The sequence below is a fragment of the Microcoleus sp. N9_B4 genome (assembly GCF_036701635.1).
In the GTDB taxonomy this organism is placed as follows: Bacteria; Cyanobacteriota; Cyanobacteriia; order Cyanobacteriales; family Microcoleaceae; genus Microcoleus.
In genome coordinates, this window is sequence record NZ_JAUBRC010000003.1 from 1 (window position 1) to 22,049 (window position 22,049).

Sequence of the window (22,049 nt, forward strand, 5' to 3'; positions counted from 1 at the left end):
GTAATCTTAATTGTGCCGGAAGCTTCGCTCGGATTGCTGGCTCTGTCTGTGTAAACTGCGCCGCCAAAACCCCTTAAAAACGGATTATCTTGGCCTGTTGCGTAAACGGCTGCTGTGGTGTCGTTGCCGATGAATCGGGAGTTGTCAATTGTCAGCTTACCTTGAAGGCTGTTAATTGCCCCGCCGTTAATTCCTTTGTTGTTGGTGAAGTCGCTGTTGGTGACTGTAAAAGTTTTGAAACTCAAAAAGCCGATCGCACCTGCACCGCGTTCATCGTTAGCGGCGGTGGCTACGTTGCCGTTAAATTTACTGTTGGTAACAGTCAGGGTATTGTTGAAATTACCAAAAATTGCGCCACCGCCTTGATCGGCGACGTTGTTGTTGAACTGAACGTTTTCTACTGTGAGGTTTACTTCGTCGGTTGTGCCGATCGCGCCACCTCGATCGGTAGTTTTGCCGTTAGCAACAATCAGGTTTTTGACGACAAAATTAGTAGCCGTCGCAACGTTGGCATTGACAAAAAAGGCGCGGGATGCGTTGTTGCCACTGATAGTTAAACCGGGTGCAGCGGCGCCGTCAATGGTGATGTTTTTGCCAACGGGAATATCGAGTTGACCGCTGGTGAGGGTAATGGTTTGGCTGGCTAAACCTGGAGCGAAGGTAATTATATCCCCTGCAGCAGCGGTGGCGATCGCAGCCCTTAATGAACCCGGCCCGCTATCGCTATTGTTGGCTACTACGATCGTAGCTAAATCACCTCGGTAACTTGCCATCGCATCGGGCTCCAAGGCTAAGGAAGATTCAATTTGACCCTTAGCAAATTCTAAATTCCAGTCGCCTCCGCGGCCGGTTATGTTGGTGGAAGCGGCAACGTCAGCCCCGGTTAATTGACTGAAGCGATCGACGAAATTAGCACCTGTACCGCTTGCTACATCGCACCCGTAGAGCATGATGTCTGCTTCTGAGCCTAGTGAAGTTTGCCACTTTTCCAACTGGCTTTTGTATTGCTCTATGTTATCTGAACCCAGAGCGGTATTGCCTAATTGTAGGCTGCCAGAACTGCCGTGAGAAATAATGTGAACTGAGTCTATCGCCCCGTTAGTAGAGGCATATGTGGAAATTTCGGAGGTGATTTGTTCGATGCCGTTTTTGGTGCGATCGAGTATTACTACCTGCTGTCCCGGCAGCACTCCCGCTGCAATTGACTCGTAATCTTCCACGCCGGAGTCAATGAAGACTAAGGAGCGCAGTAGCGGTTTTTCAAGAGAAGATTGTGAGTTAACTTGAGCGAATGTAGAATTCATATTGGAGACTCCATTAAGGGCATTATTGGTAGATACGCCCCGGAGTAATCTCATCAAGTTTATTTGATAACTATGCGCTTTTGGCAATTAATTTTTGTATGGATTGAGGTAATCTGACTGAGGATAACAAAGCCTAATTGCCGTTGGTTCGAGCTGTTGTCATAAGTTGTGCGAATTTGGTCACTCTCTCTAAGGATAAAGACATATTGTTGAAGTGCCTAAGTAATTTTCTCGGTGTAGCCAGATTCCTTAGCCCCAAATCTGGAAACAAAATATCCACCTTCATTGATGGTGGAGTCCTTGACTACAAAGCTTTTGGATGGGGAATTTGCGTATTCCGAGGCGCCAGTCGTTTCCCTTAAAGAAGCGAACATATTGCGTCCTCCAAAAGTGAGTTTAGGAATAGATACAGCCTTGGATTCAGAGCTTCTGAAACTGCCAGCGACCTTGTTTATTTCGCTCATTTTTATTTAACCTCTCTATCATTTTCCTCTATTTCTGCAGCGCTGCCATCCGCGATTGCACGGAATTATATCTGCGTGTTTTCCCTGACTTTTGGCAAACGCGCAATTACCGATAGATCCGATATCCTACTGGTGATACCACTTCTAAAAAAGAATCCAAATCTAGGCCCGTGCTTCAAAACTCAATAGCCATTAGTCATTCGGGTAGTGATGCACAGTAATGGGTTAATGTTAAATCAACATAAATTTCCGGGCGTTGCTTAATCAGGGGATGAAAAAAATAACTTGAAAATCCCGAAGTTTTGTGGATACTGGTTTCTCTGACTTGCATATTGAGCCAGTCATACCCTGGCATCAGCAAAGCCCTTTACCTTTCGCTTCAAATCAATTCTACAGTTTCACGCTTGCATCGCCCGCTGTCTCGGTCTATACCTGTGCTGACATAAGGCATCTCCTTTGCTAATCTCAAAGTTAGTTCTTTACCGCAATTGCTCATGGGTAGCCAATCTACAGCCAAAACTATCTTTCTCCTCGCCTCTATGGTGGGCTGGCTTATCGTTGGTGCATCTTTGATGTATCTTTTTCCGGTCGTCGCAGATTGGTTAATATCCTCCGAACGCACCCATCTATGGATGCAGACCCTCAGCCGTAGCGGTTACAATCCTATGCTGGCTTGGGTAGGAGGAGGCATCACTCTGGTTGTTACCGTGTCGGGGTATATCCTCTGGCATCAGAGGTTTGAAGGCAAGATTTAGAGCGATGTTGACACTCCTCGACTATCAGGTACGAGGATTCTTGGTTCACAGGGATTCCAACGAATTTACCCTCACCAAGCATCTTGACCGTATGCCCTACGGCTGCAAGCCCTCTAATTAAAACTACTTGTGCTGCTGCAACATCTCTGTCTGTTGTATACCCACAGCTAGAACAAGAATGGGTTCGCTCCGACAGTTCTTTCTTGCCTGTCTCCACACCACAATTAGGACAAATTTGACTTGTTTTATGAGCACTTACTTTCTGAAAACACACACCATGCTTAAAACAGGTTTGCTGCAAGATAGTAAAGAATTGCCCCCAACTAGCATCTAAACAGTGCTTACCGAGCATTGCTCTAGACAAACCAATCAAGTTCAAATCTTCAACAAATATCATTCCTGCATCTTCGCAAAGTTGGTGTGCTAGTTTCCAGTGCCAGTATGAGCGACAGTTGGCTATATATTCGTGCAGCTTGGCAACTTTCTTCTGAGCTTTTTTTCGGTTATTCGAGCCTAACTTCTTTCGACTGACGCGCTGTTGCAGCAATTTAAGCTTGCGTTCGGCATCAACGAAAAACTTTTGGCGTTTAACTAAAAGACCGTTGGAAGTTGGAATAAAATTAGTTAACCCAACGTCAATCCCCAGCGCTTCACCGTGGGGTACAACCGCTGGAACTGAAACATCCCATTGCAGGGTTAGCATTACATACCAACCACTAGCTCTCTTGACAATTCTGGCTTGTTTGATAGTTGCCCCGTCAGGGATGGGTCGTGATTGATGGAATTTTACCCAACCAATTTTGGGCAGTTTAACTTTGCCGCCCTGAACTGGATTCACGCCCATTGCTGGAAACACAAAAGAACGCATTCCACCAATTTTTTTAAAGCGCGGAAATCCGTGTTTCTGTTCCCACATACTAACAAATGCTTTCTCAAGCCTTCGCAATGTTTGCTGCAAGACGTGGACTTGAACCGCACCGAGAGCAGGAATGTTTGCCCTGGCTGCGGTTAAGTTTTTGCACTGACTTGCGTAAGTCGGTCGCTTTGTTTCCGCAGGGATGATGAATTCAGAACGGATAGAGCAAGCGTTAACTTGACAGCTACGAGATTGAAACCAATGTTTGCGTTCAGCTAGCGCGTAATTGTAGACGCGACGGCACTGCTTTCGCCAATCTTCAAAGATGGCTGTTTGCACCGCTGTTGGTTTCAGTTTAAATTCGTAGGTTAAGTTAAACATTTGCTCTGTCCTTCCTATCCTAATTATAGAAGTTTGGCTAAACGCCAATGCGATTACTCACAATTCTTAATTAAAGCCGTCCTAGAAGGACGGGGCTTGTATCCCATTTTCTTGGTCACAGATCGATTTTGGAGCGATCGAGTTCTGAGTTCAAAGAAGTGTGGGAGACCTTTGCGGTGAGGCGTAAAAAAAGCCTGCCAAGACGACTATCAGAATTTTAGATATTTATGAGTGCTGGTTTGATATACAGTGCTTACTTTTTGGAAAACAGCGAGTGCTATATTTCTGAAAGTTTGGGCTGCTGTAAAGCAAGATAGTATTAATGAATCTGAATTCAGGGCTATTTCATTCTAAATATATCTTTGAGTATGCTACAACTAAAGCCAGCGAGACGTTGAGCTTGAGCCATGTTTTGAAAGCCATGATCGCGATACAAATTAAGGGCAAAGTTTCGTGCGATTGCCCAAGACTGAACGAGTCCAACGGTGCGAATGCGACAAGCATCTTCTACGCCGGGTGACATCACGGACATAATGGACTTTGTTTTCGACTCCCCAATAGCCTCGAATTCTTTGAGCAAGGCAAGCGGCTGTTTCAGTTAATGAAGTGACGTAGTAGCGAGTTTCGGTAGAGAATTCAATGATGTTCGCTCGATAGACATGGCGTTCGGATTCAACTCTAATTAAGGTTTTTAGTCCCGGAAAATCAGGAATTCCCGTCAAGTCTTGACTGATGCTGACGGTACGTTTTTCAATCCGACCATGCCCTTTATTAATCTGGAATGACGTTTCTTGCGGTTGAAAGGTGGCGGATACTGCGGTCAATAATCCAGATTGATTGCCTTTGAGTGCGCCCACGTAATGATTGCTACTATCAATTATGGTGTGAGCAGTTTTTTTTGGGTGCTGATGGCATCAAAGGCGAACACAACACCTTTGAGTGCCATCTGCTCAATAAAAGCAGGGATTGCCGTAATTTCATTCGTTTTTGAATCTACCTCATAGGGTTCGAGAATCAACCCACGTTCCACAATGTAGGCACAAACCCAGCATAATTGCTGGATGGGAATCGACCGTTGGGTCGTTAGTGGGACATTCATAGGACCCACGTAATACTTTCCCATCCAGTGCAATCGTTTCTACGGGCATTGGTTGAATCCCAAAAAACCTCGATAAACAACCAGAATAAGTCTGATACTCTAACCGCAGTAATGTCCGCCGAATCGTACTGTAGGAGGGTAAGCGCCCCGAAGGCGGTTGAAATAAAGTTACTAATTGCTCGTGATGGGCTTTTAACCAATCCCCAACCGCCAAAAATCCACGATTTCCGGCAGCAACACCTAACGTAAACAAGGCGGTGTCACAGTGCTTGATGATGGCGTTGCCCTGCTCTTCGACGGGTATCGGGTAGGTCTGCAAAGGCTTTGACAATAGCAATTTGAGACATAACAGATCCTGTGAATGACTACGATAGTTTATTATCATATCAGCTACTTAACTAGAATGAAATAGCCCTGGGTTCAAGGGAGCGATCAGACAATAACCAATCTCTAAAATTTTCAGCAACACTTTCAGAAACAGAAATTGTTGTTTTGCTTTTGAAAAACACAGAAACGTGTTTCTGAAAGGCAGTATATTTAGCAAAAGTATCAGGCTCAATTTTACGGCGTTTATATTCGACAAATTGGTCAAAAAGCTCAGAAACAGAAATAGATTCTTGTTTCTGGGGCTTGTACTTGGCGAGGGAGGGGTCAAAATTACCACTAGCAATGTCTAGCTCGATTTGGCTGGCTTTCATAGAAGCGACTTTACGATTGACGATCGTATCAGGCAAACCAATGTAGAGCCAAAAGCGTTTACCTTCCCACGACCACGCTAACCGTAGCCGATCCTTGAAAACTGCTACATTTACAGAACCTTTGGGCATATCGCAGATTTATCGCATTTAATGTCTGGGATTGTCACTTATTGTCACCCCTGATGGAGAATACTATAGCAGCCCATTAGGTTATAGAAAACTCAAAACCCGCCTAGAAAGCGGGTTTTGGGATGGACACAACTGGACTCGAACCAGTGACCCCTACGATGTCAACGTAGTGCTCTAACCAACTGAGCTATGCGTCCTCACGAATTCCTAATGTAGCAGAACATTCGATCGCCTGTCAAGCATAAATATAAGATTTTTTAGGGTGGCACTCTTGACATCGCCCCTAATGCCCAATCCCCCGCCAAATCTTCACAGTTCGATCGCCCGCACCGCTAGCCAAACTCCCCCCATCCGCACTAAACGCCACCGACAAAACCTCCCCCCCGTGACCCGTCAGAATTTCCAGCAAACCCCCCGTACCCGCATCCCACAAATAAATCGTGCCATCCCGACTCCCCGTCGCCAAAACCCGACCATCGGGACTGAACGCCACACACAAAACATCCCCAGAATTGTCCCTCATACTCCGCAACAGCGTCCCTCGCCCCTGTGCATCCACCCGCCACAGCTTCGCCGTACCATCTCGACTCCCCGTCGCCAAAATCAATCCTTCTGCTACTCCCCCCCTTACCAAGGGGGGTCTGGGGGGGGGCGCTCCTTCTCCATCTCCCCCCCTTACCAAGGGGGGGCTGGGGGGGGTCGGGCCGGCCAGGGAGTTGGGGGAGTTCGCAGCAAAAACGATCGCCCGCACCCAATCCCCGTGCTCCGCCAGAGTACAAATCGATCGACCATTTTGCCAATCCCACAACTGCACAGTCTTGTCCCGACTCCCACTAGCCAAAAACTCCCCGCCAGGACTAAAAGCCACAGCCTCCACCCCGCCAGCGTGACCAGTCAAAGCCGACATCGGCCTTCCCTTATTCAAATTCCACAACTGCACAGTTTTGTCCCGACTGCCGCTAGCCAAAACCTGACCATCCCGACTAAACGCCACAGCATAAACCCTGTCAGAATGACCCGTGAGAGTGTACCACCACTTACCCTTATTCAAATCCCAAATATGAATCATTTTGTCCCGGCCGCCACTAGCCAAAGTCGCGCCATCAGGACTAAACGCCACACAAGTCACCCAGTCAGAATGACCCGTAAGAGTGTACCACCGCTTACCCGCATCCACCTTCCACATCTCAATCGTCTTGTCCTCACTGCCGCTAGCTAAAGTCGCGCCATCAGGACTGAAAGCTACCGACGTAACAGCATTAGAATGCCCTACCAGAGTATGAACACACCTCCAAGTAGGCGCGCGTGCGGGCACAACCCGCTGCATGGGCGGCACAGGTAAAATTGTGCCTGCAACCGTTGAGGGTACTGCATTCTGCACCCCAGGCGTCCTCTGCGGCACGGAAATTTTAGGCGCTGGTAGGGGCGATGCCCCCGTGCCCGCCCCCGCCGACTGCGGCGGCTGCAAATCTTTCAATACCTCAGCTACAGATTTGTAGCGCCGACTGAGACTCGATTCGATCATTTTGTCGAGGATGCGACTTAATTTCGGATCAATTGGAACCTTCAAAAAGTCTCGCCAAACCCAAGCATCTTGATTGATATCGAACAAATCAAAAGGAGATATTTGAGTCAGCAAATAAATGCAAGTTACTCCCAAACTGTACAAATCGCTGGCATAAACTGCTTGACCTCTAATTTGTTCCGGCGCGACGAATTCGGGAGAACCGATGACTGTACCGGTTTCTCTCAAACCCTCCACAACTTTTGCAGCGCCAAAATCAACTAAAACTAATTCGCCGGTTAATGCTGGGTAAGTATAAATTATGGGAGTTTGAGAAAGGCGGCGGCGGATAATATTGGGCGGTTTAATATCTCGGTGAATTACACTGCGATCGTGCACGAACTGCAATACTGGCAATAAATCCTTCAGCAGACTGAGAATTTTACTTTCGCTGAAAGGCCCAGTCCGCGCCAACTCTTCCTGTAAATTTTGACCTTCTATAAATTCCTGTACCAAATACTGATAGCGTTCCTGCTGAAAGTGCGCCAGCAGTTCGGGAATTTGCGGGTGTTTCCCCAATTCGTCCAGCCGCACCGCTTCTCTGTTGAATAATTCTGCTGCTTTTTCGCTGCTGCTGGTACCTTGGGATAGGGGGAAAAACTGTTTAATTGCACAGCGCGGTTTTGAGGGTTTGTCTTGGTCTATTGCTAAAAAAGTGCGGCCGAAACCACCGCGCCCAAGGGGTTTGATGGCGCGGTAACGCTCTCTGAGCAAGAGTTTGGAGCCGCAATTCAGGCAGAATTGGGTACGATCGGCATTTTGCGGGTTTTGACAGGCGGGGTTTAGGCAATAACTCATAACTGAAGCGAGAAGGAATCAGCAGCATATGTCTATGATACTGACGCCTAAGCGCGATCAACTCTCGCGTTACAATTAAAAACCAAAGGACTTTAGTCCTCAGAATTTAAGATGTCGCTTTTACTTTCAGAGCATACTCTTTAAACCTTTCCAAGTCAGCCTGAATTGTCGATTCAACCACGCGGCCGAGAAATAGGTTATCCATCAATTTTCCCAGCCAGCCGGGAATTCCGTAAGCCACTGTCAGCTTGACGATACTGCTGTCTTTGCGATCGTAAAATCTTACGGCACCTCGATTTGGTAAGCCGTCTACCGATTCCCACTGAATTATCTGATTCGGCACTAATTTGAGAATCCGAGAAAGCCAGCTAAATTCTAACCCGCCAGTTGCGAGTTTCCAGCGAGACAATTCTGGATCTTCTTCGAGAACATGAACAGATTCTATCCACTTCATCCAGCGCGGCATTTGCTCTAAATCCGACCAGAGTTGCCACGCTAATTCGATGGGAATTGCCACTTCTACTTGGACACTGTGTTCTAACCAATCAGTCATGCGATTTTAGATTTTAGATTTTAGATTTTAGATTGTGGATTATTTCTTTTTCCTGGTTTATCCTCGTTATCAGGCTCGGCTTGGTAACGAGGATATCTGTAGAGAAACAGCGCTGCCGTGTCCTTAATCATTAACTTTTAGCATTTGACATTTTTCACTAAATCAACTAATGACTAATGACTAATGACTAATGACTAATGACTAATGACTAATGACTAATGACTAATGACTAATGACTAATGACCGTAAGCTTCGAGAATTGCCTTAGCCGCTTGATGGCCTGAAAGTGTCGCTCCTTCCATACTATCAATGTAGTCTTGCTGAGTGTAACTTCCTGCTAGAAAGAAATTGGCGATCGGAGTTTTTTGAGCCGGGCGGAAAACATCCATTCCCGGTGCTTCGCGATACAAAGATTGAGCGAGCTTAACTACACTGTACCAAGTCATGTTTAATTCCCGCGCTGACGGAAATAAATCCTGAACTTGCTTAAGTACGTGTTGGGCGATCGCCTCATTGCTTTGTTTGATAAACGGATCTCCCGGTGTCAGCACCAACTGCAACAGCGAACCTTGTCCTTCTTTATAATAATCCTTCGGACTTGTCAGTGCCAAATCTGCAAAACAAGAAAAATCTGCATCTGCTGAATATAGCAAATTATCGATTCCTACAGCGTGACTTAACTGTTTGCGCTTCGCTTCGTCTTCCAATTCCGTTACCCAACCGTCGAACCGCAATTGTACTGTAGCAACCGGCACCGCATCTAATTTATAAATGTTGTCAAATTCCGACCACTTGCGCCAAGCTGGGGGCAATATTTTCTGAATTCCTGGCACGTCGCAGGCGAAAACGTAAGCATCTGCGGTAATATTTTCTTCCGTTTCGCCGTTAGCTACTACCAAGCCTGTTACGCGGGTTTCTTCGCCTGCTTCAAACTGAATTTCTCGGACTCTGCGCCGCGTGTAAATTTTTGCTCCTTTCTTTTCCAAATATTCCACAATTGGTTTGTGCAAATATTCGTTGGGAGAACCAGCCAGCATCCGCATGACAGAGGCTTCGGTTTTTGATGCAAAGAATTGAAAGATTGTCAACATACACCGGGCTGAAATATTTTCAGTGTCGATAAAACCCAGTGCGTAGGCGATCGGATTCCACATTCTTTTGAGCGAGTTTTGGTTGCCCCCTTGACTGCGGAACCAGTCAGCAAAGCTAATTTTATCCAAATCCCGGATAGTTTTCATTGCCCCGTCAAAGTCTATCAAACCTCGGACGATCGGGCTAGTTCCCAGGGCGATCGCATTTTGAATTTTGTCTTGTACGGATAGCTGGGATGTAGTAAAAAATGCCTTCAATCCGTGCAAAGGAGCACCCACGGGAAAGCGAAAATCCAAAGAACCAGTTTCGCCGCCTCGATTAATAAAAGTGTGGACGTGTTCTTTGAGGAGCAAATCGTCAAAAGCTCCCACTTTTTTCATCAGGGCAAATAAGTTATAATAGCAGCCGAAGAAGACGTGCAAACCCATTTCAACGTGATTGCCGTCGGGATCTACCCAACTGCCAACTTTGCCGCCAACAAAGGGGCGGGATTCAAAAATTTCTACTTCGTGGCCGGCTTCCACTAAATCGACTGCTGTGGTCATTCCAGCCAGTCCCGCACCTGCGATCGCAACCCGCATTTTACCTATCCTTTACAGTATTTTTACAGATTGTAACAAAATTTAGAATATCAGAAATATTATTAAAGTTCGTAAATGCCGATCGACACTTGTACAGCCCTCTGAATTCTTGCTAGGACATCGGCACTAAGTTGACCGTAAGGGCCTTGTTCCAGATAAGTCTTTTGGACAGCTAAAATTTGGTCGCAGACAGCCAGCGAGTCAGATTCTAACCCTCCTTCACCGTGCCGTAATCAAAACCCGAGTCGGAGTTTCGCCCCCTATCAAATCGCTAGTAAAAGGGACAATCAGTACAGTACGGCTCAATTTATTCCGGCTATCTATAGAAACGACAGCAACAGGACGCTTTTTGCTATCTCCGATCGTTCGCAAAGCTCTAACAAGATAAACTTCGCCTTGTCGCGGATAAGCTTCTGTCATTGTATCAAAGACCTTCCTCTATTAAAATTTCTTCCATTTGTTCCTGAGCAAATGTTGCCCATTCTTCCTCAAACTCAATATCTTCTGGGCTGCGGTTTTGATAAAACTTCCGCAACTTATCTTCTATTTGCTTAGCGTACCAGAGACGGAGAGCTTGTTCGATCGCCTCCGTCCAATCATCAGTAAGCTGGTCTATTTTATCAGCGAATTCAGCATCAAGGGCGACTAACACTTCTCGCTTTTGAGCAGAATGTGACATAATCATTCTCCTTAATAATTTAAAAACGAGGGTGCGCTGCGGCGCACCTTACAAATTACTTTTACCTCTTTCTTCTCAAAACAGTCAACAGCCAACAGTCAACAGTCAACAGTCAACAGTCAACAGTCAACAGTCAACTGCCAACAGTCAACAAACTTTAAAACATCGGCATCAATTGAAGTGGCCCAATTCCCAAGTCTTTAGCAGACACCCAGCGCACCTCAAGCAAAGCGATCATATCCTTAAACTGAGGCTGACCGCGAGAAGCACCCATCAACCCTTTAGCAATAATCAAACCGCACCAACCGTTGGTTAATTTACAGCGGCGATCCCACTTCTTGCGAGCTTCCTGATGCACCGGATCGTCTTCATTAAACTCCCCAAACAAATACAGCTCCCCATTTTTAGTTTGCAAAATACCCAAGTCGTATTGCTCATCCTGAAAAGGATTTTCGCCCGGATTAAAACCAATCCCCTTCACACCTCCAGCTTCTTTCAAATCCTGAATCATAGTTTTTGCCTTCGGATGAGAAGTTTGGATCATCACCACCGGCAAACCATCTCCGGCGGTATTAATATCAACTTCTGCACCTTGGTGAAACTGGACACTTTGGCGCAGGAAATCTACCGTTTCCCAAGGTACGGCGCCGAGACTCAAAAATGAATTTTGTGGCACCAAATCGTCCCGCAGCAGTGGCTTGTCAAATTCATCATCATCGTCCTCATCGTCCTCATCGTCATCACCGAGCATCTGAAATAATTCGTCTGATACCTCGGGCATCGTCGAAACTTTAACGGATACCTGTTGAATTTCTCCGTCAGGCTGCGGAACTGGGATGCGGTAGCGGCTGCTAAGACTGGGAAAAGTGTCTGAGCCCAATTTCCGGCGACCGTTGCGGAAAAATCGATGAAATGCTTCGAGAGCAACTAACATCGTGAGGGCTTCTTCTTCGTAAAGAATCGATCGCAATCCTTCTAAAGGATGTAGGTTGCCGAAATTGGGTTCAATTTCCGATGGAGGCAAATCGGCTAAATCAATTTCGTCGTCGTCATCGTCGTCCTCATCAATATCTGCTGCACTTTCAAAGGTAACAAACAAACAGTCTTGCCCTAAAAAAGCCTGTTCTAAATCTTCAAAAGATTCATCGTTGACGACTCGTTCTCGAAACCGTTTCAAGGATTCTAGAGAACGGTACAGCAAAACTCCGTAATCCATTCTGCCTTGCCCCAATACGGACACGTAGAGGCTGGCTACATCCCACTGATTGATTTCAATAGATATAATTTGGTGTTCGCTCAAAGTCCGCCACGGAGCATCTTGCCAAATTTGAGCAGCTTTTTCCATTAAAACTTCAGCATACTGAGGGGGCAACTCAGGAGGTCTGTTGATTGCGACCTCTTCCATGCCGCGAAATATTTCGTCAATTAAGGGCAATTCCGGCACGTAGTCAATGGAAATGCCTAAATCTTGAAGTACGCCCCGCAGATAAAATTGAATTTCTCGGTTTTTGACTACTATTTTTTGGGGGCGGACTGCGGGAGCCGGACTTTGGGGATGTTCCATTGCGCGTAGCAGGGCCCGGACGATCGCCTCTGGGCCGGCATCTGGGCCTACCATGTCCATAGCCCTCACGACTCCTTCGGAGCCATCGACCCAGAGAATGCACTCGCCACCAGCTTCTAGAACGTCATCGTCATCTAGCATCATGTGCGAGTCAGCATTAGATAAGGGTCGGCGATCGCCCTCCCACACGCTGGGAATTTGAGGTAAGTTTTGTAGCCGACGAAGAGTAGAGCGATTCAGCGCTGCCATAGAGTAAGCCCGTTGGGTGAAGCATTGTTGCGGTGCCGGTAGCCGGTCAACCGCTGCTTCTCAATCATAAACCCTATAGGGGGAGAGGACATCAAGCTGGGGAACGAGGCTCCACGGGAATTAAAAATTAGAAGGTAAAAATTCTGCCTTCAGCATCTAACCTTATGCCTTCTGGCGAATGCTTGTACAATGGAGGGATAAGATTAAACTCTTAGCATTAGACAGTCTCAGGAGTTCGGCAAATTATGACTCAAGCCATTTCTGAAAAGCGCGGCATTCAAATGACGGACTCTGCTGTCCGTCAAGTTTTAAGCCTCAGAGAAAAACAAGGTAAAGACCTCTGCTTGCGGGTAGGGGTGCGCCAGGGCGGATGCTCTGGAATGTCCTACGTGATGGATTTCGCAGATCCCAGCACAGTGAAATCCGACGATGAAGTGTTCGACTACGACGGTTTTCAGGTAGTTTGCGATCGCAAGAGCATTCTTTATCTCTACGGTTTGGTTCTCGACTTCAGCGATGCTATGATCGGGGGCGGTTTTCAGTTTACTAACCCCAACGCAACTCAAACTTGCGGTTGTGGCAGTTCTTTTTCTACATAAATCGGAAAAGAGGGCATGGGGCAGAAAGTTGTTAACTGCCCCATGCCCTTTTCCATGCAACATCCCAAATCCAAAATCTAAAATCGAATGACCCCTGAAGAATTGTTTAAAGACGGTTTCGATCGCTACCAAGCTGGCGAAGCCCCGGCTAATCTGATCCCCGTGTTTAAAGAAGTGTGCGAAAAAGCTCCCAAAAATGGCAATGCCTGGGCTAGCCTCGCGTGGCTTTACCTGTTGGAAAATAAACCCGCACCGGCTCAAAAAGCAGCGAAAACCGCCGTTAAATTGAACCCTCATGACCCCCAAGCTCGCATCAACCTAGCAGTAGCGATCCTCGATCTCAAAGAAAAAGGAGTGCGCCCCCACGTAGAAGTGGCTCAGCAACTTCTGATGGCTTCCGAAGAGTTGCTCGACGAAGTTAAAAAAAATTTTGAAGAAGGATTAAAGAGAAAACCCGACTGGAAGAGTCTCGCCCGCGTTAAACAGTGGCTTCTGGAGCCGTAACCACGCAAACAAGTCGATTTTTGGGCGGGGATCGACGAAAGTGGCTTTGCGGTTTATTACGATCTCGTAATAAATCAATAAATAACTTTATGGAAAACTCAGAAAGTCAGTGCTAGTATTTGAAAACTTAGACGATTGACAAACCCGCTCAGCGGTTTTCAGATTTTACTACGATAATACTAGGAGTTGTAAGAACATGAGCACTGACAGCCACGTTAACATCAAACCCGCAACCCGCAACCACAAAGGTTTCTTTATTCAGCCAGCTTCTTACAAGTTGATGAGCATCGATAAATCCGGCTGGGCATTGATTTGCATGGACAAAGCAGTTTGTCACTACGTAGACCCGGATGATTTGCAATTGCCGAATAAATCAGGAATGTCTGAAGGTTAATTCTGAAGTTGTGAGAGACTTTAAGATGCTTTATTTGAGTAGCTGCCCTCCATTGAGGGCAGCATCTTTTTTTGGTCATAAAAAACTCCGGCCACGAAGTCGTGTACGGGATTTATTTAAGGAATAGAAGGATAGAAGGAAAAATTACCGATTACAAATTCCCTAATTGTTAGATTTCAAGGCAAAAAGCATCTCCAACTCAGCAGTTGTCGGTTGCGTAGAAGCTGTGGCTACGCTAACTCCTCGGAGAGAATTCAGCAATTCAGCGGCGGGCGGGGAAACTAAATTTGGCTGTACTGCAAGCAAATATTGGTTAGCCCAAGACATGGTTTTTTCCATATCTATGTAAAAGTAACCTTGGTTGGCCCGCGGTAAAGAAGTAGCGATCGCCTGAAAACTCGGACTGCTGCTTAACGGTTGCGGTGGCGTCGAAGTAATCACATCAACTAAAGGCCCGCCGAAAGCTACAAATACAGAATTTTCATTCAGCCAACCGTGCCCGAATAAAGTTCCTTGCTGGGGTATTTGCCACTCCGTAACTTCTTTGCCCTCAACGGTTCTAGGGGCGACACTGACTGTAGGATTGCTTTTGGCGATCGCATCGAGTTTTTTCAGAGTTGCTTCAGCAGCAGGGCGATCGCTGGTTTCAAAAATCATCGCCGCCCCCATCCCCAACTGAGACAAAATCCCTTGATTGGAACCGATCGCCCCGATCGCAAATTCCCCATTCATCCAACCAAAAACCTCTCGATCCGCATCCAAATCCAACCGCTTAAAACTATCCCTCACCTGCTGAACTCCCCTGTCAACTTCCGGGCTATCTTGTGCCTCAGCGGTTGCTTGCGACCAAATTTGATCGATTCCCTTGCCGCCGACTAAAGCAATAGTTTCATCCGGAAATCTGGGCAACAATTTCGATGCGAATTGTGGATTTTGCTGAACGAATTTAGGGTCTAACTGAGCAATAGTTTTTACCCTCAATCCCTCACTATCCGCCCCAATTCCCGCAACCAAAGACTTAACTTGTTTGAACTGCGAAAACACTGTCCAAGGCAACTGAATATCTGCGGGCAAATTAGCTTTCAATTGCTCAATTGCCGCCGGATAGTCAGCAATATAAACAGTTGCGATGGGATTCTTGACACCAGCACTCTCAGAAAAAAACTTAGTTGTACTCTGCTGCGTAGCGAGGGAGGGTTCTCCTTTAAAAGTATCGATCGCCAATTCCACAGGCTTTTTCAAAGGAGCCATCACTAATTGGTCGTTCAGCAAAGCCACACTGTAGCGCTTGCCGGTTGGCTCTGCAATCTCAAAAATTTTAACTCCTTTATACTCGGTTTCTTGAGTAGTTGCACCGGGCTGAGATTTTAATTTATTAGCAAAATTCCAAGCGCTAATTTTATTTTTGACGCTGACTACAACCAGCAGCTTAGGAGGCTCAGTTTTTGCCGCAGCATCAGGGGGCAGCAAAGCGACCATCACCCCCCCTAACCAAGGCTTTAAGTCCCTGTCAAAGTCGATTTGAGTGCCTGCCAAGCTTTGTTCTTGAAAGGCCTTCAAACCCTGACCGACCAACTTTTGAGCCCCTGGCGTGCCAAATCGCTGCAATTGTGACAACGCTTGGGGATTGGGGGAGATGAACGCGGCCATCATTGCTTCGTCGGGTACAACTTTGGCGCTGTCTTGAGGGTTGGATACTTGTTGGCTCAAACCCTGGAAGTAAAAGTAGACCGCAGCGCTACCTGCTGCGGCGATGGAGGCAGCAATTAGAAGCTTTGATTTTTTTGCAGGCATGGTTTGTTTTCCTCGCGTCCTTTATCAGTTTAATGAAAATACAGAAAGCTTGTGGGGAGGCGATCGAGGCTGCTTTTTATTTTTGTATGATTTAACACAAGTTTGGACGATCGTCTAAACTACTAAAAATGTGCATTGCGGGTAAAAGATGAAAGTAGCGATCGCGGGAGCAACGGGATTTGTAGGTAGCCGGCTGGTGGAAAAGCTGCAAGCTGCGGGACATCAAGTTGTGGTTTTGAGCAGGGATGCGGCGAAGGCTGGCCGAGTTTTTCCGGCTTCAGCTTATCCGAATTTGGAAGTTGTCGCCTACACTCCTGCGGAGTCTGGTGATTGGCAAAAGTCGATCGCGGGCTGCGATGGTGTTGTCAATTTAGCAGGAGTGCCGATTGCGGAGGAAAGGTGGACGGAGGCGCGCCAGCAAGCAATTCTGGACAGTCGCAGATTGACGACGGCAAAATTGGTGGAGGCGATCGTCAATGCTAATCCTAGACCATCTGTGTTAGTGAGCGCATCGGCGATCGGCTATTACGGAACCAGCGAAACCGCTGAGTTTGACGAAACGAGCCTCGCGGGAAACGATTTTTTAGCAGCAGTTTGCAAAGACTGGGAAGCAGCCGCCCAACCTGTAAAAAATGCGGGAACGCGGTTAGCAATTTTGCGGCTGGGGATAGTGTTGGGAATGGGAGGCGCGTTGGCAAAAATGCTGCCACCTTTTAAACTATTTGCAGGCGGCCCAATTGGGACTGGAAAACAGTGGTTTTCTTGGGTTCATCGCGAGGATGTGGTTGATTTAATTTTGTACGCTTTGCAAAATTCGCAAGTTCAAGGTGTTTTGAATGCGACAGCACCGAATCCGGTGCGGATGAATGAATTGTGCCAAACTTTAGGGGAAGTTTTGCAGAGGCCTTCTTGGTTGCCGGTGCCAGGTTTTGCTTTAGAAATGCTTTTGGGAGACGGGGCAAAACTTGTTTTGGAAGGGCAGAAAGTGTTGCCAAAACACACTTTAGCTAGCGGTTTTCAATATCAATATCCGACGCTAAAATTAGCACTCGAAGAGATTTTATCGGGCAGTTAGGAACTTGAAAAACCGCCGAATATAAAAGGCGCCGAATAGAATTCGGATGCTCCACAAACAAAGTCCGCCTTTGCGGACTGGAAGAAAATTCCTCGTTACCAGGCTCTGCCTGGTAACGCATATCCAGAGGCTCTGCCTCGCTTTCCCCGAAAGCAGATGAACAATCAAGAAATAGCAACCGCATTTAAAGTTCCCGCAGAACTCCCATTTCTTCAAGCTATTTGCTGGCAAATTGCTGATGTCAAAAAATTGAGTTTCAAGGAAATGCTATGCCGCTACGAATCCGGCTGGCATTATAGGGGAGTGTTGGGAACACCTAGCTTTGAGGAACTGGCTTTTATTCAACAAATCAGCCAACACTATCAGTCTTGGTTAATAGCGGAACTGAGAAGCAGTTGTCCGCCAAAAAATCCCGAAACTTGGGTAAGTTCTCAAGCAATGTTTAAACGCGAAATTCATCAAAAGATATTAACTGTACTCAGCCACTTGAATGTCGAATTTCTACAGGAATGTCGGGCGTATTTTGGCGGCGGAACGTTGGTAAGTATGGAACACGGAGAATATCGGTTGAGCCAGCATATTGACTTTATGTGTCCGATGGATGATGGCTACCGTCTCCTGCGCCGCAAAGTTGCCGAAGGGGGCTATGATGCGATTTTTGCTAGTCGGGATTCCCTTGGGGATAGCTTCGCTTCACGCATTGTTCTCCCGAACGATATTCAAGCCAACCAGTATGGGATAAGATTTCCAGTTATTGTGGGCGGCACTACTATTAAGTTCGAGATGGTTTGTGAAGGGCGAATTGAGTTTGGCGAACCCAATTATCCAAATTGGTCGCCTGTTCCTTGTTTGAATCAAATTGATAGTATAGCAGAAAAGCTTTTGGCAAATGCCGATCGACAGCCGGGCGATCGCGTAAATTCTAGAGATTTAATCGACTTGGCTATGCAAAGGTTAGCGACTCCGATTCCCCAAGAGGCGATCGACAAAGCGGAAGCAGCTTATCAAGTTATGGAACCGCTCGATCGAGCAATTCAGTATTTCCAAGATCGTCCCGATTATCGGGAAAAATGCTATGAGGTTTTGAGTATCGCAGAGCCAAATAAAGTTATTGACGGTATCGATTTACTAGCTCAGGATTTAGGCCGGGAAATCACAGTCAGGACATTTAGCGAGACCATTTCCTCATTCCCCGGCAGGCTTGAAGATTAGATGCCTTGATGCTAGATTTGGTATTCCTCTCCTCGTTCTCCTCGTTAACAGGCTCTGCCTGGTAACGCATTTCCAGAGGCTCTGCCTCGCTCTTTTCCCTTCTTTTTCCCCTCGTTACCAGGCTCCTCTCGTTCCCAGGCTCTGCCTGTTAACGCATTTCCAGAGGCTCTGCCTCGCTCCTTCAAACAAATCATCCGACTCACAAATCAATCAAATCAACTGGCAACAATCCATCCTGACCCATATAATTCCGATAACTAGAATATCTCCAACAAGCTGGATCGTCAACATAGCCGCGCCTAACAGGATTATTGTGGATATACTCCAATTTTTGCAACAGCATTGCCTCATCCAAAATAGCTTGCGGGTGGAACCCTTCTTGCCATAGCTGATATTTTTGGTCTTTTTTGTGTAGCTTTTTATAGAATGCGAGTTGATCGAGGATGTTGGTAACTTGATTTTTTTCAAGCAAGTCAATTATGGAGCGAGCTGTAAATGATTTAAAATTTCTCATTTGCGTGGACAATTCAGAAGAAGTTACGATCAAGTGCAAGTGATTTTCCATCAGGACGTAACCGTGTAAGGCTAAACGCTTCTCCCGTTGCATAAAACTTAAGGAATCTAAGACTATTTGTGCTATTTCTGCTTGACAGAATACAGGAATCCAGTTGATAATTGTAGAGGTGACAAAGTGCGGTTGATTGTCGGAATATATTACTTTGTATCTACTTCTTCCCATTGGGGCGATTGAGGGTTTGTTGGTGGGTTAGGGCGAGGCGGAGCCTCGCTTATCTCCATTACCAGGCTCTGCGTAATAACGAGGGAACGAGGCATTCTGTCGATCGAGAGTTTGCTAAAGGGTTAAAGCTAGGCTCTGCTATTACTCGGATTTACGTAAAATTTAGTAGTATAAGTATTGCAAAAATCATCAGCTCTCAGTTTGTAGGATATCAATCTCTCCCTAATACTGTTATCGTCGTGAATCTTGTTGTCTACACACACTGAATTGATGAAATTAGATATATTTTTACACAAGAGACTCAGTTTTTCTTCAGTGATAATTCGCGTGTTCGGTTTAGGTGAGGCTGCATATTCAAACCTGACTGATGGATGAACCAAAATCGGAGTAAAAGTACAAGTGTTATCGTAACGATTAGTAAACCACTCGCCAGAGCCATTTAACTGATTGCAGTCGTGCTTTGAAATAGTATCTGTAGTAGCTCCATTTTTACACTCGATCACAAAGTATGTTAGTTTTCCGACTGCCCACAATACATCTGGACCTTTCCCATAGTCTGCTTCTGGACGTTGACTATTAAACTCAATATACTCAGCAATTATGTTCAAGGATTGTTCAAATGTATCTGCTGTCTCTGGTTTAAATTTCAATGATTCTAACAATCCATTCATTTCAATAACTACTTTATTTGGATTGTCAAATTTTTTTCTTAAATAATCCCCACATATTCTTGCTTGATCCATAACATTTGATTCAAGCTTGTGATATGAAATGCCCTCCAGTGGTTTAGTTACTTTTGAGTGGTCGTTGGCGGCTGACATCAAAGTTTTTTGCGCTTCTACTTGATCGTATAAATTAATATACTCTGCCAAGCATTGTTTGAGGTATGACTTGAGTGGTTTTTCATCTACTGCATTTACAATTTTTTCAAGCTCATTGACAGCCGCATTATAGTTGTTTATGTAGGCAAAATCATAGGCTTTCCTTTGTGCAATTGTTATCAAATCAGGTGTATTACCTTTTTCGTATGAAAGTGATGCCAAAACCCCCTTACTAGCAGATACCCATTCTTGGTCTCTATGTAAGCAATACATAATTGCTTTTCTTATCTCAGACAAATCTTTTCCTTGAATCTGCTCTGAAATCTGCTCTGACAGCTTTATTTGCGCTTTAGTTCCAGGAGAAAACATATTGATTCCATCTCCAGAATACAATAGTCTAGTAAGATTTTTTTCCATTAAAAATACAGCACAGTAATCGTCACTCGATCTAATCCCACGTCCCATTCCCTGTTCTATTTTTTGAATGAGTTGGACTGCTTTTTTTGAGCTTCCCATTAGTATGTTATTTTCAACTTTATCAATCAGCCGTCTAGCAACAGGCAGTCCATCAATTACAAGAAATCTACACGCATCTTTTGGCAAGTCTATTCCATCGTAACGATTCACTAATATTGTCAGACCAACCTTTTCTTTTTTTAAACGAGTTACTCCTTCATACAGATTATCCTTCTTTAAAATTAAATCAGCCTCCTTTTTCCAGTATTGAGCTCGATGGTCTGACGGAACGATAACAACAACATTCACATCTTGTGAAATAGACTTGCAAAATTCCTTGATTTCATCATCAGTTAGTTTAGTATTAATGACTTGTGGCAGTAGAATCATCCTATCACCAATATCACCTGCAGTATTAGGTATGACAGCTTGATTTATAGACTCTTCTGTAATACCAAAATGGCTAGACAAAATGCTGTCATTTACTAAAGTCGCTGTCATAAATATCTTTCTACAAGCGTTGGTAATACTCGGAATCATACGAATTGGTATGCAGTGTGGTGAAATCTCTATTTTGTCTGAGCTAACAACGCATCTTGATAGAGTCAGTGATTCCTTTATTAAGGGCCATACAAACTTTATCCATTCCTCATTTTTATATTTAATTAATATCTTTGATATTTCTGATATCTGACTTTGCCAAGTCCAAAAAGGTACCTGCATATAAGAATCACGATCGCGATTTTCAATTTCATTTGCCTTTGTATCGCATTGAATATGAAGCGATTCTTTAAGCAAATTATAAATTTCTTTGTAGGCAAGTTGTTGACTATCGATTGTTAACATAAATTGATCTTCTACCGTGTCGAGACAAGCATGTGCATCATCAATAATGATGCTACCAATACCGATTTTTATGCCTTCATCACCCACACCAAAAACTGACCTTCCATTAACCAATTTGTAGATATTAACAATTAAAATAGCTTTGCCAGACACAAATCTAGGGGAATCAGTATCTTCTGTGACTTCAATTCCAATATTTTTTGCTTCCGCAGCAACCTGTTTTATCAGATAGTTATCAGGAACGACATAAACTGCCGGACTTTTACCTTCATTTAAGCAGCTTTTTAGAATAAGTAATCCGACTACGGTTTTTCCACTGCCAGTATTCATTTTGAGAACTAGATCTTTCTCATTTCTCCTTAAGAACCAATGCTCCCACACCTGTGTTTGAACATCTCTCGGATATTCAAATTTACCTTCTTTCTTAGCTGGTAGAGCTGTAAATATTTCTCTAGGATGAACAGCCGTATTACTTGTGTTTGCGCTATTAATTTTTCCAAAGTCGATGCTCATGATGATATTTCCTATTCTCTTTAAGCCTAATTACTCATTATACAGCAACAGTACGTATATTTACGCGGAAGCGCTTCTATGTCGGTAATGCCAGGGGCATCAGTGCGAATCCAGGTAATATCGTGTCCGTCTAGTCGTAGGGCTTCTACTTACCGCCAGGAAAGTTTTCGTTGGCGAGGAAGTGCATTGCTTAGGCGGGTAGGGCGTAGACTGTTTCGGCTTTGAGGGCGACGTTTAGATTTTTGTATATAAGTACGATCGCCTTTTGAGATGAATCGGGCGATCGCCAGACATGATTTGATTTTGAATATTGCTTAATCTCACTTCAAA

Annotated in this window: 22 protein-coding genes and 1 tRNA gene; 6 read left to right on the forward strand and 17 right to left on the reverse strand. The window is 45.3% G+C overall.

Going from position 1 to position 22,049, the window contains the following annotated elements; translation table 11 throughout:
• Both QUA43_RS02330 and QUA43_RS02335 read right to left on the reverse strand, forming a co-directional pair.
• Positions 1-1,304 (reverse strand): DUF4347 domain-containing protein (locus tag QUA43_RS02330; protein ID WP_333370696.1); only part of this gene is annotated, 1,304 nt, incomplete at its 3' end.
• Between the two features lie 218 nt (positions 1,305-1,522).
• Complete coding sequence (locus QUA43_RS02335) at positions 1,523-1,678, reverse strand: hypothetical protein (protein WP_333370698.1); 156 nt, start codon at positions 1,676-1,678, stop codon at positions 1,523-1,525.
• Between the two features lie 584 nt (positions 1,679-2,262).
• On the opposite strand from QUA43_RS02335, the gene QUA43_RS02340 reads away from it, so the two are divergent.
• The gene (locus QUA43_RS02340) at positions 2,263-2,523 is read left to right on the forward strand and encodes a hypothetical protein (protein ID WP_333370699.1); all 261 of its coding nucleotides are present in this window, start codon (positions 2,263-2,265) and stop codon (positions 2,521-2,523) included.
• Here QUA43_RS02340 and QUA43_RS02345 read toward each other — a convergent pair.
• The 12 genes from QUA43_RS02345 to QUA43_RS02400 form a co-directional block, all read right to left on the reverse strand.
• On the reverse strand, positions 2,471-3,760 hold the full coding sequence (locus QUA43_RS02345) for a transposase (protein ID WP_333370701.1): 1,290 nt from the start codon (positions 3,758-3,760) through the stop codon (positions 2,471-2,473). The two genes, QUA43_RS02340 and QUA43_RS02345, sit on opposite strands and share 53 nt — an antisense overlap.
• 437 nt (positions 3,761-4,197) lie before the next feature.
• On the reverse strand, positions 4,198-4,617 hold the full coding sequence (locus tag QUA43_RS02350) for an ISAs1 family transposase (protein WP_333370702.1): 420 nt from the start codon (positions 4,615-4,617) through the stop codon (positions 4,198-4,200).
• A gap of 20 nt (positions 4,618-4,637) precedes the next feature.
• Positions 4,638-4,859 carry a hypothetical protein gene (locus tag QUA43_RS02355; RefSeq protein WP_333176662.1) on the reverse strand — a complete coding sequence of 74 codons (222 nt, stop codon included), beginning with the start codon at positions 4,857-4,859 and terminating at the stop codon, positions 4,638-4,640.
• Positions 4,759-5,244 carry a transposase family protein gene (locus tag QUA43_RS30750; protein ID WP_445301941.1) on the reverse strand — a complete coding sequence of 162 codons (486 nt, stop codon included), beginning with the start codon at positions 5,242-5,244 and terminating at the stop codon, positions 4,759-4,761. The genes QUA43_RS02355 and QUA43_RS30750 overlap by 101 nt, the downstream gene beginning before the upstream one ends.
• A gap of 13 nt (positions 5,245-5,257) precedes the next feature.
• On the reverse strand, positions 5,258-5,686 hold the full coding sequence (locus tag QUA43_RS02360; protein ID WP_333370704.1) for an Arm DNA-binding domain-containing protein: 429 nt from the start codon (positions 5,684-5,686) through the stop codon (positions 5,258-5,260).
• 123 nt (positions 5,687-5,809) lie between these two features.
• Positions 5,810-5,883, reverse strand: a tRNA-Val gene (locus QUA43_RS02365).
• An 86-nt stretch (positions 5,884-5,969) separates the two neighbouring features.
• Positions 5,970-8,048 carry a serine/threonine-protein kinase gene (locus tag QUA43_RS02370; RefSeq protein WP_333370706.1) on the reverse strand — a complete coding sequence of 693 codons (2,079 nt, stop codon included), beginning with the start codon at positions 8,046-8,048 and terminating at the stop codon, positions 5,970-5,972.
• Positions 8,049-8,154: 106 nt separating this feature from the next.
• A complete protein-coding gene (locus tag QUA43_RS02375) occupies positions 8,155-8,601 on the reverse strand; it encodes an SRPBCC family protein (RefSeq protein ID WP_015175311.1) in 447 nt (148 codons plus the stop codon).
• A gap of 236 nt (positions 8,602-8,837) precedes the next feature.
• Entirely contained in the window at positions 8,838-10,274 is a 1,437-nt protein-coding gene (gene zds / locus QUA43_RS02380) for a 9,9'-di-cis-zeta-carotene desaturase (protein WP_333370709.1), read from the reverse strand.
• 219 nt (positions 10,275-10,493) lie between these two features.
• Complete coding sequence (locus tag QUA43_RS02390; RefSeq protein WP_333370711.1) at positions 10,494-10,694, reverse strand: type II toxin-antitoxin system PemK/MazF family toxin; 201 nt, start codon at positions 10,692-10,694, stop codon at positions 10,494-10,496.
• 4 nt (positions 10,695-10,698) lie between these two features.
• On the reverse strand, positions 10,699-10,953 hold the full coding sequence (locus QUA43_RS02395; RefSeq protein WP_333370712.1) for a hypothetical protein: 255 nt from the start codon (positions 10,951-10,953) through the stop codon (positions 10,699-10,701).
• Positions 10,954-11,110: 157 nt separating this feature from the next.
• Positions 11,111-12,766: a DUF6930 domain-containing protein gene (locus tag QUA43_RS02400; RefSeq protein ID WP_333370714.1), complete on the reverse strand. Its 1,656-nt coding sequence runs from the start codon at positions 12,764-12,766 to the stop codon at positions 11,111-11,113.
• 245 nt (positions 12,767-13,011) lie between these two features.
• On the opposite strand from QUA43_RS02400, the gene QUA43_RS02405 reads away from it, so the two are divergent.
• The 3 genes from QUA43_RS02405 (at position 13,012) to QUA43_RS02415 (ending at position 14,263) form a co-directional block, all read left to right on the forward strand.
• A complete protein-coding gene (locus QUA43_RS02405) occupies positions 13,012-13,365 on the forward strand; it encodes an iron-sulfur cluster assembly accessory protein (RefSeq protein WP_333370716.1) in 354 nt (117 codons plus the stop codon).
• An 87-nt stretch (positions 13,366-13,452) separates the two neighbouring features.
• Complete coding sequence (locus QUA43_RS02410) at positions 13,453-13,869, forward strand: tetratricopeptide repeat protein (protein WP_333070877.1); 417 nt, start codon at positions 13,453-13,455, stop codon at positions 13,867-13,869.
• A 196-nt stretch (positions 13,870-14,065) separates the two neighbouring features.
• Positions 14,066-14,263: a hypothetical protein gene (locus tag QUA43_RS02415; protein WP_006632682.1), complete on the forward strand. Its 198-nt coding sequence runs from the start codon at positions 14,066-14,068 to the stop codon at positions 14,261-14,263.
• A gap of 162 nt (positions 14,264-14,425) precedes the next feature.
• Here the strand turns inward: QUA43_RS02415 and QUA43_RS02420 are convergent, their stop codons facing one another.
• On the reverse strand, positions 14,426-16,057 hold the full coding sequence (locus QUA43_RS02420) for a DUF3352 domain-containing protein (RefSeq protein ID WP_333370718.1): 1,632 nt from the start codon (positions 16,055-16,057) through the stop codon (positions 14,426-14,428).
• Positions 16,058-16,205: 148 nt separating this feature from the next.
• On the opposite strand from QUA43_RS02420, the gene thyD reads away from it, so the two are divergent.
• Complete coding sequence (gene thyD / locus QUA43_RS02425; RefSeq protein ID WP_333370720.1) at positions 16,206-17,132, forward strand: thylakoid membrane protein ThyD; 927 nt, start codon at positions 16,206-16,208, stop codon at positions 17,130-17,132.
• Between the two features lie 156 nt (positions 17,133-17,288).
• Positions 17,289-18,344 (forward strand): nucleotidyl transferase AbiEii/AbiGii toxin family protein, encoded by a 1,056-nt coding sequence (locus tag QUA43_RS02430; protein ID WP_333370721.1) that lies wholly within the window; start codon positions 17,289-17,291, stop codon positions 18,342-18,344.
• Between the two features lie 199 nt (positions 18,345-18,543).
• Here the strand turns inward: QUA43_RS02430 and QUA43_RS02435 are convergent, their stop codons facing one another.
• Positions 18,544-19,083: an REP-associated tyrosine transposase gene (locus tag QUA43_RS02435; RefSeq protein WP_333370723.1), complete on the reverse strand. Its 540-nt coding sequence runs from the start codon at positions 19,081-19,083 to the stop codon at positions 18,544-18,546.
• Positions 19,084-19,211: 128 nt separating this feature from the next.
• The gene (locus tag QUA43_RS02440; RefSeq protein WP_333370725.1) at positions 19,212-21,719 is read right to left on the reverse strand and encodes a DEAD/DEAH box helicase family protein; all 2,508 of its coding nucleotides are present in this window, start codon (positions 21,717-21,719) and stop codon (positions 19,212-19,214) included.
• Positions 21,720-22,049: the final 330 nt, after the last annotated feature.